We start from the raw sequence: 14960 nt of genomic DNA, 5'->3' as shown, positions 1-14960 counted from the left end.
AGGCTTATGACAAGTTTTAAAACACCTGTTTGTTTTCTATGGTGCATGACCTAGGCCAATCGGCGTATAGGTATTTGTGCCAATCCGAACTAATTGCGTTGTTTTTGTGTTGCTTTGTAATGCAGAGGGCCCCCTCTGAATGGCGCAAAGCCGGTACCGAAAATCACGCCTGCATCGGCCAGATCGTCGTTCTCCACAACACCGATGCGAACCTGGTGTTCGGTCTGTTCGATAAGTGGTTTGATCAAGCGATCTGCCAGACCGCTTGGGACTGTTCCCGCAGGAGATTTTTGGGCTTTGCCGTCTTTCCAGGTGTAGAAACCCTGGCCGGTTTTGCGACCCAGTTCCTGGCGGTCCAGATGGGTTTTCAGGCAGGCTGGCATGGCCGCCTGCTGGCTTAATTGGGCACCTGCATCACGGGCAATATCCAGGCCCACGGTGTCGGCCAATTCAAGCGGGCCCATAGGCATGCCGAACTGCACCATGGCTTTGTCCACGGTGGCCGGGTCCAGCCCCTCGTCCACGCAGCGCATGGCTTCCAACATATAGGGAGCCAGGACGGCATTGACCAGAAAGCCGGGGCTGTCTTTAACGGGCAGGGGCAGCTTGCCAATCTGGTTCACAAAGGCGTAGGCAACGCTGCGCACTTCCGGGGCCAGCAACTCGCTTTCCACCACTTCAACCAAGGGCATGCGAGAGACCGGGTTAAAGAAGTGAATGCCTACCAGTCGTTCCGGATTGATCAGGTTCAGGCTGAGCTCGGATAAAGGCAGGCTGGAGGTATTGCTTGCCAGCACAGCACCGGGCTTTAGCAAGGGCTCAATGGTGGCGTACAGGCTGCGCTTGGCATCGGCGTTCTCGAAGATGGCCTCCAGAACCAGATCTGCCGACGGGATGCCGTGGCCGTCCGGGTCCGGGATCAATCGGTCCAATGCAGCTTGTACCAGTCTGCGGTCTTTTAGACGGCGCTGGAACAGCTTGGCGGCACGACCTTGTGCCTGGGCGATACGCTTGCGGTCCTGATCCTGCAGCGTCACACGCATGCCTTTCAGCGCACATACGGCGGCAATATCGCCTCCCATGACACCAGCACCGACCACGTGAATATGCTTGATCTCCTGAGTCGACGAATGCTTGCCTACGCTTTTCAGACGCTCTTGCAAATGGAAGACACGCAGCAGATTGGCTGCGGTGTTCGAGCGGGTGATTTGCTCGATCAGTTCGGGAGCCTTCAAGGCATTGCCGTTGTGCTTTTCCCAGATCTCCAGGATGGCGCGGGGCGCCTGATAGTGCTGATAGGGATCGCGCTTTGCCAACTGCTTGCGTACCTGATTAGCAACCAGGGGGCGTAGCAGCTTGGTATTCATCAAGCGTGGCAGACCCTTGGCGCGCCGCGGCTTCTTGCCACTGAGCACCTGTTTGATAGCAGCTTGCTTGGCCAGACGGACGGGAACGCAGGCATCGACCATACCCAGACGGGCGGCCTTGCGGGCATCCACGCTTTTGCCGCTCAGCATCAAGTCCATGGCGGCGGCAGGGCCTATATATTCAGGCAGTCGCAACATGCCGCCCCAACCGGGGAAAATACCCAGCATCACTTCAGGTAGAGCCAGGCGTGTATCGTCCTGATCTACGGCCAGGCAATAACGGCATGCCAGGGCCAGCTCCAGACCACCGCCCAGGCAGTGGCCTTGCACCAGCGCCAACGTGGGGTAGCTCTGCTTGGCTAGCTTGTTGAAGACGGTCCAGCCGCGTGTGACCAGTGCCAAGCCCTTTTCAGGGTTGTTGTTGTGTTCCGAAAACTCGTCAATGTCCGCACCGGCTACAAAACCGGCAGCTTTGCCGGAGTAAATGATCAGTGCTTTAGGAGGATGGCTGCCCAGGTAGTCCAGCGCCTGGTTCAGCTCCTGCAGAACGGCTGCCGAGAGTCTATTGACCGAGCTGCCCACGCAATCGATTTTCAGCCAGGCAATTTGCTGATCGTCCGTGTACAGCGTGAAGTTTTGCAAATCCAGGGTAGCGACGGGCATCATGATTCAGTTCCTTGCAGCGATTCGATCAGCATGGCACCGCCTTGTCCGCCGCCAATACAAATAGCGGCCATGCCCAGACGCAAGTTGCGACGACGCAGGGCATTCAAGCAATGCAGCACAATTCGGGCTCCGGAGGCACCCACCGGGTGGCCGATCGCAATGGCGCCACCGTCCACATTGAGCTTGTCCATATCCAGCAGACCCAAAGCATCACGACCCAGATGCTTTTGGCACCACTCCTGGTTGTCCCATGCAGCACGACATGCTAGTACCTGTGCTGCAAAAGCCTCGTTGATTTCCCACAAGTCCGGGCCATTTAGGGCCAGACGGTTGCGCTCCAAAATAGGCGTCGCGGCGAAAACAGGGCCCAGGCCCATGGTGGCTGGGTCCAGACCAGCCCATTGCGCATCCACAATGCGGCCAATGGGTTTGAGCTGATGTTCCTTGACGGCGGCTTCGCTGGCCAGAATCAGCAGGGCAGCGCCATCAGTCACTTGGGAGCTGTTGCCGGCCGTGATATTGCCCCAAGGCGGATCAAAGACTGGGCGCAGCTTGGCCAGCTTCTCGGGCGTGGAGTCTTCGCGTACGCCATCATCTTGCGGGTAGTTATTACCGCGCGTGTCGCTTAACGGCACGATTTCTTCAAAAGCGTTTTCTTGTTGAGCACGCAAAGCCAGACGGTGACTGCGGGCTGCAAACTCGTCCATATCCTGACGGCTGATACCAAACTCGTGCGCCAGAATTTCAGCGGTCTGTCCCATGGACAGGCCAACGACGGGATCCGTCAGCCCTTTAAGCAGGCCGATCACTGGTTTCAGATAGGACAGACGCAGACTGCGCAGCGCTTTCAGACGTGCACCCAGGCTACGCGCTTTGCCCCAGGTGGCCAGCCAGCGCACCATGTCGTCGCTGAACAGGATGGGGGCGTGAGACAGTGCATCTACGCCACCGGCCAGCACCAGATCCGAGCGGCCGGTTTGAATGGCCTGTACGCCCGAGTCCAGTGCCTGCATACCCGAGGCGCAGTTACGCATCACGGTCCAGCCCGGCACTTTGTGACCTGTGCCCAGACGCAGACCCAGAACCCGGCCGATATTGGTTTCATCGGGCGAGGGGGCGGCGCAACCCAAGATGACCTCGCTTAGCTGCGGGGCCTCAAAGGGTTGGCGCAGCAACAGCTCGCGACCCGTTTGCACGGCCAGATCTCCAGCAGAGAAGGGGCCGGGCGCATTACGCGCTTTCAGAAACGGGCTGCGTGCGCCGTCAATAATATAGACCGGTTGAAAACTCATGCTTGGCTCCCACTGGCGGCTTCAGCGGCAGGATTTTCCCGACGCAAATCGAAGGGGAAATCATCAACGGCAATAACCCGATCGCGCACGATGTCGCGGGCCTGGATTTGCTCGTATTCCTGAGCCGTGATGCCACCGGCCTGAAAGACGGCTTCGGCCAGATCGCGTACGTTGGCTTTGGGGTTGTCCTGCAATTGACCGCTTTTCTCGAACTGACGGATTTTGGCGTCAATATCGCGGGTGTTCAGCGAAGCCAGCAGGGCCGCTTCAATCGCACCGACGGGTTCCATATCGTCGTCAGGCAAGTAGGTGTCGTAAGTCAGGCGATCTCGAGTGGCACCGGGCTTGGTCAACAGTTTGGCAACAGTGTGGTCCAGCTTGTCATCAGGGCCCAGACGGCGCAGACCCAGAGGGAAGACCAGGAAGCGCAGTACGGCCGCCAAAGGACGGTTCGGGAAGTTCTCCAGTACTTTGTCCAGAGCGTGTTGAGCACGCATCAAGGCGTCTTGAGCCGCCCAGTGAGCCAGAGGTGCATCTTCCTGTTGACGGCCTTCGTCTTGGTAACGCTTGAGCACGGCGCTTAGCATGTACAGCTCGGACAGCACATCCCCCAGACGCGAGGACAGGCGCTCACGCATTTTCAGGGAACCACCCAGAACCAGCATGGAGGCATCGGCCAGCAGGGAGAAAGCAGCACTGTAACGGCTGGCCTGGCTGTAGTAGGTGTGCATGGCCTTGGAGGTGCCGGTAGGGCCACTTAGCAAGCGCCAGCCACCCAGGCCCAGCCAGAAGGAGCGGCCTGTATTGGCCAGTGTGTAGCGGATGTGTGCCCAGAAAGCCTGGTCAAATTTACGCAAACCGGCTTCGCGGTCAGGGTTCAGGGCGGCTGTCATCTCTTCAAGGATGAAAGGATGGCAACGGATAGCGCCTTGACCGAAGATGATCAGGCTGCGCGTCAGAATATTGGCGCCTTCCACCGTAATGCCGACGGGAATTTGCTGGTAAGCCCGGCCCAGGAAGTTGGAGGGGCCAAGGCAAATGCCTTTACCACCAATCACATCCATACCGTCGTTCACCACAATGCGACCACGCTCGGTGACGTGGTATTTGACGATGGCCGAGACGACAGAAGGTTTCTCGCCCAGGTCCACGGCAGCAGCCGTCATGGTGCGGGCGGCATCCATCGCGTAGGTATGGCCGGCAATGCGAGCCAGTGCTTCTTCCACGCCTTCAAATTTACTGATGGCGCTGCGGAACTGGGTACGCACGGCGGAGTAACCACCCACGGCGCGGCTGGTCAGTTTGGCCATGCCAGTAAAGGAGGAGGGTAAAGAGATGGAGCGGCCAGCAGCCAGACATTCCATCAACATGCGCCAGCCCTGGCCAGCCATGGCGGGGCCACCAATGATGAACTCCAGCGGCATGAACACGTCTTTGCCACGGGTGGGGCCGTTCATGAACATGGCGTTCAAGGGGAAGTGACGACGGCCAGTGTCCACGCCGGGGTGGTCGCTTGGAACCAGGGCGCAGGTAATGCCAATGTCTTTTTCGCCACCCAGCAAACCGTCCGGGTCATATAGGCGGAAGGCCAGACCCAACAAGGTGCAAACCGGAGCCAGGGTGATGTAGCGTTTGTCCCAGGTGACGCGCATGCCCAGCACTTCCTGACCTTCCCATTCGCCTTTGCAGACAATCCCTACGTCAGGAATGGAGGCGGCGTCCGAACCGGCCCAAGGGCTGGTCAGTGCGAAAGCGGGAATGTCACGGCCATCAGCCAGGCGGGGCAGATAGTGTTGTTTCTGCTCGTCGGTACCGTAGTGCAGCAGCAGTTCTGCCGGGCCCAGCGAGTTGGGCACCATGACCGAGACGGACAAGGCCGAGTTACGGGTGGAGAGCTTGGCGACAACCGCCGAGTGCGCTTGCGCCGAAAAACCGCGACCGCCGTATTCCTTGGGAATAATCAGGCTGAAGAAGCGGTTTTCTTTCAGGTAGTTCCAGACCTCGGCAGGCATGTCGAAGTCTTCCTGGCTGACTTGCCAGTCGTCAATCATGGCGCAAGCCACATTGACTTCATTGTCCATGAACTGGCGCTCTTCATCGGTGAGCCGGTAGGCCGGATAAGAGCTCAGGGTATTCCAGTTGGGTTTGCCGCGAAACAGCTCACTTTCCCACCAGACCGTACCTGCTTCCAGCGCATCGCGCTCGGTTTGGGACATGGCAGGCAGAACGCTGGAAAAGGCGCGGTAGATTGGGCGGCTTAGCCACTTGGTGCGTAGATTCCGGTTTTTGAGAACGTAGACGCAGCCAAGCACTAGCACTATCAATAGCAAGGTCACAAACATAGCAACTCCGGACTAGCTCAGAAAAAAAAGAAGAAGGCCCCCACGCTGCGCCTTCGGCTTGTTGCCCCCGAGGGGGCACTTTTTACCGGGGGCGCCGAGCTTTGGGAGCGACCCGGCGGTAAACCCCCCTCATGCTGCACCTTCGACTTGCTGCCCCTAAGAGAGGGGCGCGGTTCACCGTGGTGTAGCTTGGTGGTCAGGGCCGTTCAGCTCAGGTGCTGGCGGGTAAAGGAGCTCGTAATCCACCCAGCAGGAAACTCATCAAGCGCTGTTGCAGTTGTTGCTCACTTTCCGGGCTGTCGCTAAGGGGTAATTGCAAAGCCCGACGCAGTGATTGGGTGCCCATCAAGGCATAAGAGGTGGCACCCAGCATGAAATGGAATCGCCAGATGATTTCTTCTTCAGGCACGGTAGGCAGAGCTTCATGCAAAGCCTGCTTGAAGGGCAGGAAGATGGCGACTTGTTCGTCCCAACAGATGGACTGAATGAAATCCTGCGGCGCCGGGCGGTCCTGCCCCGGCAAAGGAATAAACGAGCGTGGGGCGCCGTTGCCTGAACCCGCCAGGCGGATCAGTGGGCCAAAAAAGGCATCCACCACCTGGGATGCTTTCAAAGGACCTTCACCGGCTTGCTGGCGATAAAATGCCAGTTTTTCCAGGCGCTCTTGATTGATGCTGTTCAGGCGGCGCTGGAACACGGCCTGTGTCAGTCCGTCTTTACTGCCAAAGTGATAATTGACAGCCGACAGGTTCACCTTGGCTTGCGCCGTAATCTGGCGCATGGAGGTATTTTCGTGGCCATACAGCGCGAAAAGATGTTCGGCTGCATCGAGAATGGCGGACTGTGTCCGATCAGAGCGTTTCACCGTTATTTCCTAATTTCAAACGAGTGTTTGAATAATGTAACGGGAATGCGCAGTTAGTACAGTAGGGGTTCACCCTAGCCCCGCAAAGCGGGGCCAGGAGCCAGTCTTAGATCTGGGTCACAAATTTGGTGACTAAGTATCCGTCAAAGGTTTCGGTACCGCCTTCGCTGCCAATGCCGCTGTCCTTGACGCCGCCAAACGGAGTCTCGGGCAGGGAACTGCCGAAGTGATTGATATTGACCATACCGGATTCCAGTTCGGTACCCAGTCGATGCGCGTCTTGCAAGGATTGTGTAAAGGCATAGGCCGACAAACCGTAGGGCAGGCTGTTGGCACGGGCGATGGCATCGTCCAGATCGCTGTAGCGCGTCAAGGGGGCGATGGGGCCAAATGGCTCCTCGGTCATGACCAGTGCATCGTCGGGCAAATCCGTCAGCACTGTGGGCGAGAAAAAGAAACCATCGCGCTTGATCTGTTCTCCTCCCAGCAACACTTTGCCACCCAGAGAGCGGGCGTTGTCGACAAACTTTTGCATCATGGGCAGGCGGCGCTCGTGAGCCAAGGGCCCCATTTGCGTATCCGGGTCCAGACCATCGCCCACTTTTACATTAGCCAGCTCCTCGGTGAAGCGGTCCACAAATGCAGTGTAGATGTCGTCGTGGATATAAAAACGCGTGGGCGAAATGCACACCTGACCAGCATTGCGAATTTTGAAACGAGCAAGCTGACGAGCAGCGCGGGCTACATCGGCATCAGGCAGGACCAGCACAGGCGAGTGACCGCCCAATTCCATGGTGATGCGTTTCATATGGGCACCGGCCAGTGCAGCCAGTTGCTTGCCTACAGGTACAGATCCGGTAAAGGAGACTTTACGCACGATGGGCGAGCGGATCAGGTAGTCCGACACCTCCTGTGGCACACCCCAGACAATATTTAGTACACCCGGAGGCAGGCCCGCATCATGAAAGGCTTGGGCAATAGCCATGACCGCACTGGGGGAGTCCTCGGGGCCTTTCAGAATAATCGTGCACCCAGCACCGATAGCCGCGCAGATTTTGCGAATGGCCTGGTTGTAGGGAAAGTTCCAGGGCGTAAAGGCGGCGCAGACCCCGATGGGCTCGCGCAGAACCATTTGCTGCACTTTGGGGTTGCGGGCGGGGATGACGCGGCCATAAATACGGCGGCACTCCTCGGCGTGCCAATCCGCATGGTCTGCGCAGGACATGATTTCGCCTACCGCCTCGGCCAAGGGCTTGCCTTGGTCCAGTGTCAGATTGCGGCCAATTTCCTGGGCGCGTTCACGCGACAGTTCCGCGACCTTGCGCAGGATCGCGCTGCGATCCATGGGCGAGCTGTGACGCCAGCTTTTGAACGCGTCCTGGGCGGCGTTCAGAGCCGCGTCCAGATCCGCCTGGGATGCCAGCGGCAGTTGGCCCAAGGTGCTGCCATTGGCAGGATTGATGACGGCCTGGGTCTGGCGACCTTGTCCATCCAGAAATTGACCATTGATATACAGGGCCAGGTGTTGATACATGAGCGGCCTCCAAGTTGTCTGTGTTGCTAACTAAATACGTACCGTTCGATGGTATCGGGCGAGCAGAAACGGGACAAGCGTGGGCGGCGGATATTGCAGCAACGGATTGTTCAGAGAAGCTACAAACGGGCGCGAAACAGGGAGCCCTTCAAGAAACCGTTATAAGTTTTTGATTTCATATCTCTTTTTGAAGGCCTGACAAAGAGATGAAAACCGACATCAAGCTGCAATAAGAAATCGTTACAAGTGCAGCATTCTTAATGTGAGCGATTGTTATATTTTTAACGATGAAAATATTTTTATCGCCTGGTGATAACCTGGTTTTATCTTGATGTAACCTAAATGCTTATTAAGGTGAAAGTTTTTTGTAGATTATTACCAACGATCGCGCCACGTGGGATAAGCGCAACAGTTATTGCTTAAGCGCCTAATCGCCCGAAATCGTTTAATTTCAGTGTATTGTTGCCTTTTTTATCACAGGCTATTTATCATTTTTAACATTGTCGTCCACGAAGCCCCTTGTAATCTAAGATACAATTTGTCCCGTGATCTACGTGATGAGTTTCACTATGCGTCACGTAAAAAGTCACAATCAGACACAAGGTTATGCTCCAAGAATACAGGTCAGAAGCCTGTAGCTCCGCCTTGTCTTGCCCCGGTCCATTATGAACATACTGCTGCGGCTGGCGATGTACTTGCCAGTCTTAGATGTAAAGCCCATGTGCAATACATAGGTGTTGGGCCCTCGGGTGGTGTTTCTTTCGCTTTGTTTGAGCGACACACCGAACCCATTCTTCTTTCATTTTTGTACTTAAATTTGATCTGGCAATGCGTTGCAACGCTGACGTAATGACGTCTGTTGCGAACGCGGCACAGGATCTTACGGAGGCCGACGTGCGTGGTAAGAAAACTCTAACGGTAAGTGCGCTGCTGACAGCGCTACTGCTGGCGCAACCAGCGCTTGCCCAGCAGGAAAACAGCTTGAGCTTCAAGGACAGTATTGAGCGGGCAATTATGTCCAATCCTGAACTTGGCGCTCGCTTCCAGGATTTCCAGTCTGCGCTTGAAGGTCAGAACGTTGGCCGTGGCGCCTTGTTGCCCGAGGTCAATGCACAGGGTTGGGTTGGCAAAGAGTGGCGTGGCAGCACCTCCGGTGCTCCGTCTACCGACTGGTCCCGCAGCGGCTACAGCCTGCAACTGCGTCAGTTGATTTTTGATGGTTTCTCCTCGATCAACCAGGTTCGTCAGTTGGGTTACGAAAAACTGGCTACCTACTACGAGCTGCTGGCTTCGGTAGATTCTCTGGCTCTGGAAGCGGCCAACGCGCACATTGATGTGCTGCGTTACCGCGAAATGGAAAAGCTGGCCCGTGAAAACTACGGCATGCACATGAACATCCTGAGCCAGATTCAGGAACGTTCGGCATCCGGCGTGGGCCGTGGTGTGGACCTGGAACAGGCTTATGGCCGCCAGTCCCTGGCTCAAAGCAACATGATGACCGAGGCCGGCAACCTGAACGACGTGCTGCAACGCTACCGTCGCATTGTGGGTGTGGCTGCTCCTGAAGTCATGCAAGCGGCCCCTAGCCTGAGCGAGTCGATTCCTGCCAATACCACCGACTTCTTGCCATCCTTGCGCACCAGCCCCGTGATTCTGGCCAAGCAGGCTTTGTATCAAGCTGCTGAGTCGGGCAAACACGTGGCTCAAGGCCGCATGTCGCCTACTTTGGAATTCCGTGCTGCGACAGGCAAGGACAAGAATGATCCTCCCGGTTCCGCATACCGCAACTCGCAAAGCAGCAACGTGCAGTTGATGCTGTCGTACAACCTGTTCCGTGGTGGTGCCGATGCTGCTCGCATCCGTCAAACCACAGCTCAGCAGTACGCTGCCCGCGACGTGCGCGATTACACCTGCCGCAACGTACAGCAGGATCTGGCCGTGGCCTGGAACAACATCGAGCGCCTGCGTGCTCAGTTGCCATTCCTGAAACAACACGAGCTGGCTACGTCCAAGGTTCGCGTTGCTTACATGCAGCAGTTCCAGATCGGTCAGCGCTCCTTGCTGGACTTGCTGGATACGGAAAACGAACTGTTTGATGCGCGTCGCGCTCTGGCCAATGCCACTTACGACCTGCAACAAGCCGAATACCGTTGGTTGACCTTGTCGCACCGTCTGGTGTCGGCGGTTGGCCTGTCCCAGCCTTACTCGGAGCAGCCTGAAGAAGCCGCCAAGCTGGACTTCCCCGAAGAGGCATTCAAGGCATGTATGACGCCTGTTCCAGATACCAGCAACCTGACCCCGGTTTCTGTTGATTACCGCGACGGTATGGCTCCGCCAGTCCTGCGCGAGAAACCAGCCGGGCTGTAAGTAGCTGCTTCTTGGCGTTATTGGATAGTGAAGGGAGGCACGTATGAGTCAGAACGAAGATGACTACAAACAAGAGCTCTCAGTCTCGGATGCCAGTTTTATCCGAGTGCTGGAGGATTTGATTGACGCACTGGTTGCTAACGGTGTGCTTCGTATGACTGATCTGCCTCCCCAGGCCTTGGCCAAATTGAACGAGCGCAAACGTACCCGTCAACGCCTGCGGGATTCGCTGGATTTGATTAATGACGATGAACCACTCATCTGACAGCACGACACAAGCAAGCGGGCAATACAGTATCCCGCCTCATCTGACGCATGATGATCCTCTTCTGACCTGCCTGGCAGAGATTACCCGTATCCACGGTAATCCTTGCACGCCGCAGCACTTGTCTGCAGGCTTGCCGTTGCAGCGTGGGCGTTTGACGCCTGCCTTGCTCAGTCGAGCGGCCGCGCGTGGTCATTGCACGGCCCGAGTATGGCGTCGCGCCTTTACCGAACTCGACACCAATCTGTTCCCGGTTATTTTGTTGCTGAACAATAACCGGGCATGTGTGTTGCTGGGGCTGGAAGAAGAACGTGCCCGGGTGCATTTCCCGGAAAGTGGTAGCCCCAGCGAAATCAGCCTGGAAGATCTGCAAGCGCAGTACTCCGGGCTGTTGGCCGTGGTGCAGCCGGATTTCCGCGTCGAAGCGCGTGCCAAAGATGGTGTGGCCCCCATGAAGGGCAAACACTGGTTCTGGACAGCCGTAGTGCAAAACTGGCGTCTGTATCGCGACGCCATTGGCGCTGCCTTGCTGATCAACCTGTTTGCGCTGGCCATTCCGCTCTACACCATGAACGTGTACGACCGGGTGGTTCCCAACAAAGCGATTGAAACCCTGTGGGTGCTGTCGATTGGGATTGGGCTGGTGCTGGTCATGAACATGGTGCTCTCCAGTGTGCGAGCCTATGTAGTTGATGCTGCCAGCAAACGGGTGGATATTCAGTTGTCTGCGCGGATTATGGAGCGGGTGCTGGACTTGCGCATGGAGAACCGACCGCCGTCGGTGGGCTCTTTTGCTGCCAATCTGCGCTCTTTTGAATCGGTGCGCGACTTTATCGCTTCGGCCAGTTTGACGACACTGGTCGATTTGCCATTTGTGCTGCTGTTTTTGGCTGTGCTGGCCTGGATCTCGCCCTGGATGCTGATCCCGCCCGTTGTGGCCATTGTGATCATTCTGGGTATTTCCTGGTTTGCTCAGGCACGTATGGAACGCCTGACCAAACAGACCTTCCAGGCTGCTGCCCAGCGTAACGCCGGCCTGGTCGAATCCCTGGCTGGTATGGAAACCTTGAAGGTCCTGAATGCGCAAAGCAATGCGCAGCGCGACTGGGAGCAGTCCACCGAGTACCTGGCTCGTCAGGGTGCGCGTATCAAGATGACTTCCACCCTGACCGTAAACACGGTGCAGATGCTGCAGCAGATGGTCACCATCAGCGTGGTGATTATCGGGGTGTATCTGGTTCAGGAAACCAAATTGTCCATGGGGGGCATTATTGCTTCCTCCATGATTGCAGGCCGTTGCCTGGCTCCTTTGGGGCAGGTGGCTGGCTTGATGATGCAGTATCAGAATGCCCGTACCTCCCTGGGTTCGGTGGATTCGTACATGAATATGCCGGTAGAGCATCCGGAAGAGCGTCACTTTGTGCCGCGTCCTTATCTGGAAGGCTCTATCGAGTTTCGCAACGTCAGTTTCAGCTATCCCGGCACAACCCAGAACGTGCTGGATAAGGTCAGTTTTTCCTTGAAGGCTGGCGAGAAGATAGGGATTATCGGCCGTATTGGCTCCGGCAAAACCACCTTGTCCAAGCTGATCCTGGGTCTGTACAAACCGACGGGCGGCACCGTTGTGCTGGACGGAATTGATAGCCAGCAGATTGACCCGGCAGACGTGCGTCGCTCCATGGGCTATGTCTCGCAGGACCCCACGCTGTTCTATGGCACTTTGAAACACAATTTGCTGATGGGCACGCCTTACGCAACTGACGATCAAATGTTGGCAGCGGCTCGTCAGGCCGGGGTGGATGATTTCGCACGACGCCATCCTGATGGCTACGACATGATGATTGGCGAACGCGGCGAATCCCTCTCGGGTGGTCAGCGTCAGGCTATCGCTGTGGCTCGTGCCTTGATCGGTAACCCGTCCATTCTGTTGCTGGATGAACCCAGCAGCAATATGGATAACCAGAGCGAATCGGCCCTGCGTCGCAGCCTGCATAAAGAATGTGAGGGCAAGACAGTTGTGCTGGTGACCCACCGCACCGCCTTGCTGGAGCTGGTGGATCGCCTGATCGTGATGGATATGGGGCGTATTGTGGCGGATGGTCCTAAGGATCAGGTCATTGCCGCCTTGCGTAGTGGGCAGATTGGTAAGGCCCGGAGTGCAGCATGAAAATAAAGAACCTGACCAATTGGGTGCGTGCGCAACTCCAGGACACCAATTCCCCACCTCCTGGTAGCAATATGCTCAAAAACGCATCGTGGACGGCTCGTTACCAAGATGTACGGGGTTCCACGCTGCTGATCTGGTTGACCTTGCTGGCCATCAGCCTGCTGATTGTCTGGGCCAGTTTTGCCAGCATTGATGAAGTGGTGCGTGGCGAGGGCAAGGTTGTGCCATCTCGCCAGGTCCAGATTGTGCAAAGTCTGGACGGCGGTGTGGTGGAAGAAATTCTGGTACGCCCTGGCCAGTCCGTGGAAGCGGGCGAAGTGCTGTTGCGTATCGATCCTACCCGTGCCTCGTCCTCCTTGGGCGAGAACGAAGCCGAGTCCTTGTCCTTGATGGCCAAGGCAGCTCGACTGGAAGCGATTGCTGCCGATCAGCCCTTTGATATGCCCAGTGAAGTGCTGGAAAAAGCCCCTGATCTGGCAGAAATGGAACGCCGCGTCTGGCAGGCTCGTACCGAAGAGCTGCGCTCCAATATTTCGGTGGCTCAGGAACAGCTGAACCAGCGTCAACAAGAATTGCGTGAGACGCAGGCCAATCGTGATCAGGCCGCGTCCAGTTGCGGGCTGACCTCGCAAGAACTGCAAATGACACGTCCTTTGCTCAAAAGTGGGGCGGTGTCCGAAGTGGATTTGCTGCGCCTGCAGCGTGATGTGGCTCGTTACTGCGGTGAGCAAAAAGCGGCCACGGCACAGATCAGCCGTATTCAGGCCTCGATTCAGGAAGCCCAGAACCGGATTGGTGAAGTGGAAATTACCTTCCGCAATCAGGCCCGTACCGAACTGGCTGAAACACGTGCCAAGCTGGCTTCCCTGGAGCAAGGCCAACGTGCCCTGGCCGACCGTGTGCGCCTGGCTGAAGTGCGCTCGCCCGTGCGCGGCACCATCAAGACCCTGTCTGCCAATACGGTCGGCGGTGTGGTGCAGCCCGGTAAAGACATTCTGGAAATCGTGCCTACTGACGACACCCTGCTGTTGGAAGTGCGTATTAATCCGCGCGATATCGGGTTTCTGCACTCAGGCCAGACTGCCGAGGTCAAATTCACCGCCTATGACTTTGCTGTTTATGGCGGCTTGCCCGGTGTGCTGGAACAGACCAGTGCCGACACCATTACCGATGAAAAAGGCAATTCATTCTATATAGCTAAAGTACGTACGGACACGGTGTATGTCGGTGACGATAACCGTCCAATCTTGCCCGGTATGGTGGCCGAAGTGCACATCATGACTGGCAAGCGGACTGTTATGCAGTACTTACTCAAACCTATTCTCAGGGCCAGATCCAACGCATTCAGAGAGCGTTAAGGCTGATTGGTCCGTTGGGGGAGTAGCGCTGACGATAGAGGTGTAACACCCGAGTCAGACCAAGAGCTGATGGCATATAGCTCGTGTTACCAGTAAGGGAAAAGCGGTATGCGACAAGTAAATTCGGTTTTATTTCTGACTGCCGATGAGGCGTTGTGGCAGCATTGGCGTCATCTGGATTCGGTCACCTGGCTGCCCGCCAGAGGGCAGGGCATGGACGATTTATTGCGTTGGAAACAACAGCAGCGTGATCTGGTGGTGGTCGATAGTGCCCTGGCTTTGTGGAATCATCCCCAATGGTCCAAGGCTGTGCAGGGCATGAAGATTATTGTCGCCAGCCCACGTCCTTTGGATAGCGAAGGTCAGGCCGTACTGGCCCTGGGGGCTCGTGGTTACATTCACGCCTACAGCTCGTCGCCTTTGCTGGTGCAGGCGCTGGACCACGTGGCTAGCGGGCAGGTTTGGGTTGGGGAGTCCTTGCTGAGCCGTTTGCTTAGCGACGTTACCCGTCGTCTGGAACCCAAGGCGGGCTGGGAAAGCACCCTGACCAGCCGTGAAGTCGAGGTTGCGCAACGCGCCTCGCTGGGCCACTCCAATCAGCTGATTGCAAAGGACTTGGGCATCACCGAGAGAACGGTTCGCGCCCATCTGCAGGCGGTTTTTGAAAAGCTGGATGTAACAGATCGTTTGATGTTGGCGCTAAAAGTACACGGCATAGCCTAAACCCCTGCTCGCCG

At 56.7% G+C, this 14960-nt stretch carries 10 protein-coding genes; 5 read left to right on the top strand and 5 right to left on the bottom strand.

Annotation, left to right across the window (positions count from 1 at the left end; translation table 11 throughout):
* Nucleotides 1-89: 89 nt before the first annotated feature.
* The 5 genes from NIZ92_RS19065 to NIZ92_RS19045 form a co-directional block, all read right to left on the bottom strand.
* Complete coding sequence (locus tag NIZ92_RS19065) at nt 90-2033, bottom strand: 3-hydroxyacyl-CoA dehydrogenase NAD-binding domain-containing protein (RefSeq protein ID WP_254002456.1); 1944 nt, start codon at nt 2031-2033, stop codon at nt 90-92.
* On the bottom strand, nt 2030-3325 hold the full coding sequence (locus tag NIZ92_RS19060; RefSeq protein WP_022983329.1) for an acetyl-CoA C-acetyltransferase: 1296 nt from the start codon (nt 3323-3325) through the stop codon (nt 2030-2032). Before NIZ92_RS19060 ends, NIZ92_RS19065 begins: the two co-directional genes overlap by 4 nt.
* Nucleotides 3322-5667 (bottom strand): acyl-CoA dehydrogenase, encoded by a 2346-nt coding sequence (locus NIZ92_RS19055; protein ID WP_026484842.1) that lies wholly within the window; start codon nt 5665-5667, stop codon nt 3322-3324. Before NIZ92_RS19055 ends, NIZ92_RS19060 begins: the two co-directional genes overlap by 4 nt.
* A gap of 211 nt (nt 5668-5878) precedes the next feature.
* Nucleotides 5879-6538 carry a TetR/AcrR family transcriptional regulator gene (locus NIZ92_RS19050; RefSeq protein WP_164837990.1) on the bottom strand — a complete coding sequence of 220 codons (660 nt, stop codon included), beginning with the start codon at nt 6536-6538 and terminating at the stop codon, nt 5879-5881.
* 100 nt (nt 6539-6638) lie between these two features.
* Nucleotides 6639-8066 (bottom strand): NAD-dependent succinate-semialdehyde dehydrogenase, encoded by a 1428-nt coding sequence (locus NIZ92_RS19045; RefSeq protein WP_226349457.1) that lies wholly within the window; start codon nt 8064-8066, stop codon nt 6639-6641.
* 894 nt (nt 8067-8960) lie between these two features.
* Between NIZ92_RS19045 and NIZ92_RS19040 the strand changes: the two genes are divergently transcribed.
* From NIZ92_RS19040 to NIZ92_RS19020, 5 genes are all read left to right on the top strand, one after another.
* On the top strand, nt 8961-10433 hold the full coding sequence (locus tag NIZ92_RS19040) for a TolC family outer membrane protein (protein ID WP_238441713.1): 1473 nt from the start codon (nt 8961-8963) through the stop codon (nt 10431-10433).
* A 43-nt stretch (nt 10434-10476) separates the two neighbouring features.
* Nucleotides 10477-10698 carry a hypothetical protein gene (locus tag NIZ92_RS19035; RefSeq protein ID WP_022983326.1) on the top strand — a complete coding sequence of 74 codons (222 nt, stop codon included), beginning with the start codon at nt 10477-10479 and terminating at the stop codon, nt 10696-10698.
* Nucleotides 10682-12865 carry a type I secretion system permease/ATPase gene (locus NIZ92_RS19030; RefSeq protein WP_336974702.1) on the top strand — a complete coding sequence of 728 codons (2184 nt, stop codon included), beginning with the start codon at nt 10682-10684 and terminating at the stop codon, nt 12863-12865. Before NIZ92_RS19035 ends, NIZ92_RS19030 begins: the two co-directional genes overlap by 17 nt.
* A 71-nt stretch (nt 12866-12936) precedes the next feature.
* Nucleotides 12937-14223 (top strand): HlyD family type I secretion periplasmic adaptor subunit, encoded by a 1287-nt coding sequence (locus tag NIZ92_RS19025; RefSeq protein WP_230940577.1) that lies wholly within the window; start codon nt 12937-12939, stop codon nt 14221-14223.
* Between the two features lie 108 nt (nt 14224-14331).
* Nucleotides 14332-14946, top strand: coding sequence for a response regulator transcription factor (locus NIZ92_RS19020; protein ID WP_035269588.1), 615 nt, complete (start codon nt 14332-14334; stop codon nt 14944-14946).
* The last annotated feature ends 14 nt before the right edge of the window (nt 14947-14960 follow it).

This window comes from Alcaligenes sp. 1735tsa3 (genome assembly GCF_024134565.1).
In the GTDB taxonomy this organism is placed as follows: domain Bacteria; phylum Pseudomonadota; class Gammaproteobacteria; order Burkholderiales; family Burkholderiaceae_B; genus Alcaligenes; species Alcaligenes phenolicus.
The sequence above is the reverse complement of the archived record's forward strand: the minus strand, read 5'-3'. Positions and strand labels throughout refer to the sequence as shown.

Coding starts and splice junctions, on each gene's coding strand:
- NIZ92_RS19065 (WP_254002456.1), bottom strand. CDS start 2,033: ATGATGCCCGTCGCTACCCTGGATTTGCAAAACTTCACGCTGTACACG.
- NIZ92_RS19060 (WP_022983329.1), bottom strand. CDS start 3,325: ATGAGTTTTCAACCGGTCTATATTATTGACGGCGCACGCAGCCCGTTT.
- NIZ92_RS19055 (WP_026484842.1), bottom strand. CDS start 5,667: ATGTTTGTGACCTTGCTATTGATAGTGCTAGTGCTTGGCTGCGTCTAC.
- NIZ92_RS19045 (WP_226349457.1), bottom strand. CDS start 8,066: ATGTATCAACACCTGGCCCTGTATATCAATGGTCAATTTCTGGATGGA.
- NIZ92_RS19035 (WP_022983326.1), top strand. CDS start 10,477: ATGAGTCAGAACGAAGATGACTACAAACAAGAGCTCTCAGTCTCGGAT.
- NIZ92_RS19030 (WP_336974702.1), top strand. CDS start 10,682: ATGAACCACTCATCTGACAGCACGACACAAGCAAGCGGGCAATACAGT.
- NIZ92_RS19025 (WP_230940577.1), top strand. CDS start 12,937: ATGCTCAAAAACGCATCGTGGACGGCTCGTTACCAAGATGTACGGGGT.
- NIZ92_RS19020 (WP_035269588.1), top strand. CDS start 14,332: ATGCGACAAGTAAATTCGGTTTTATTTCTGACTGCCGATGAGGCGTTG.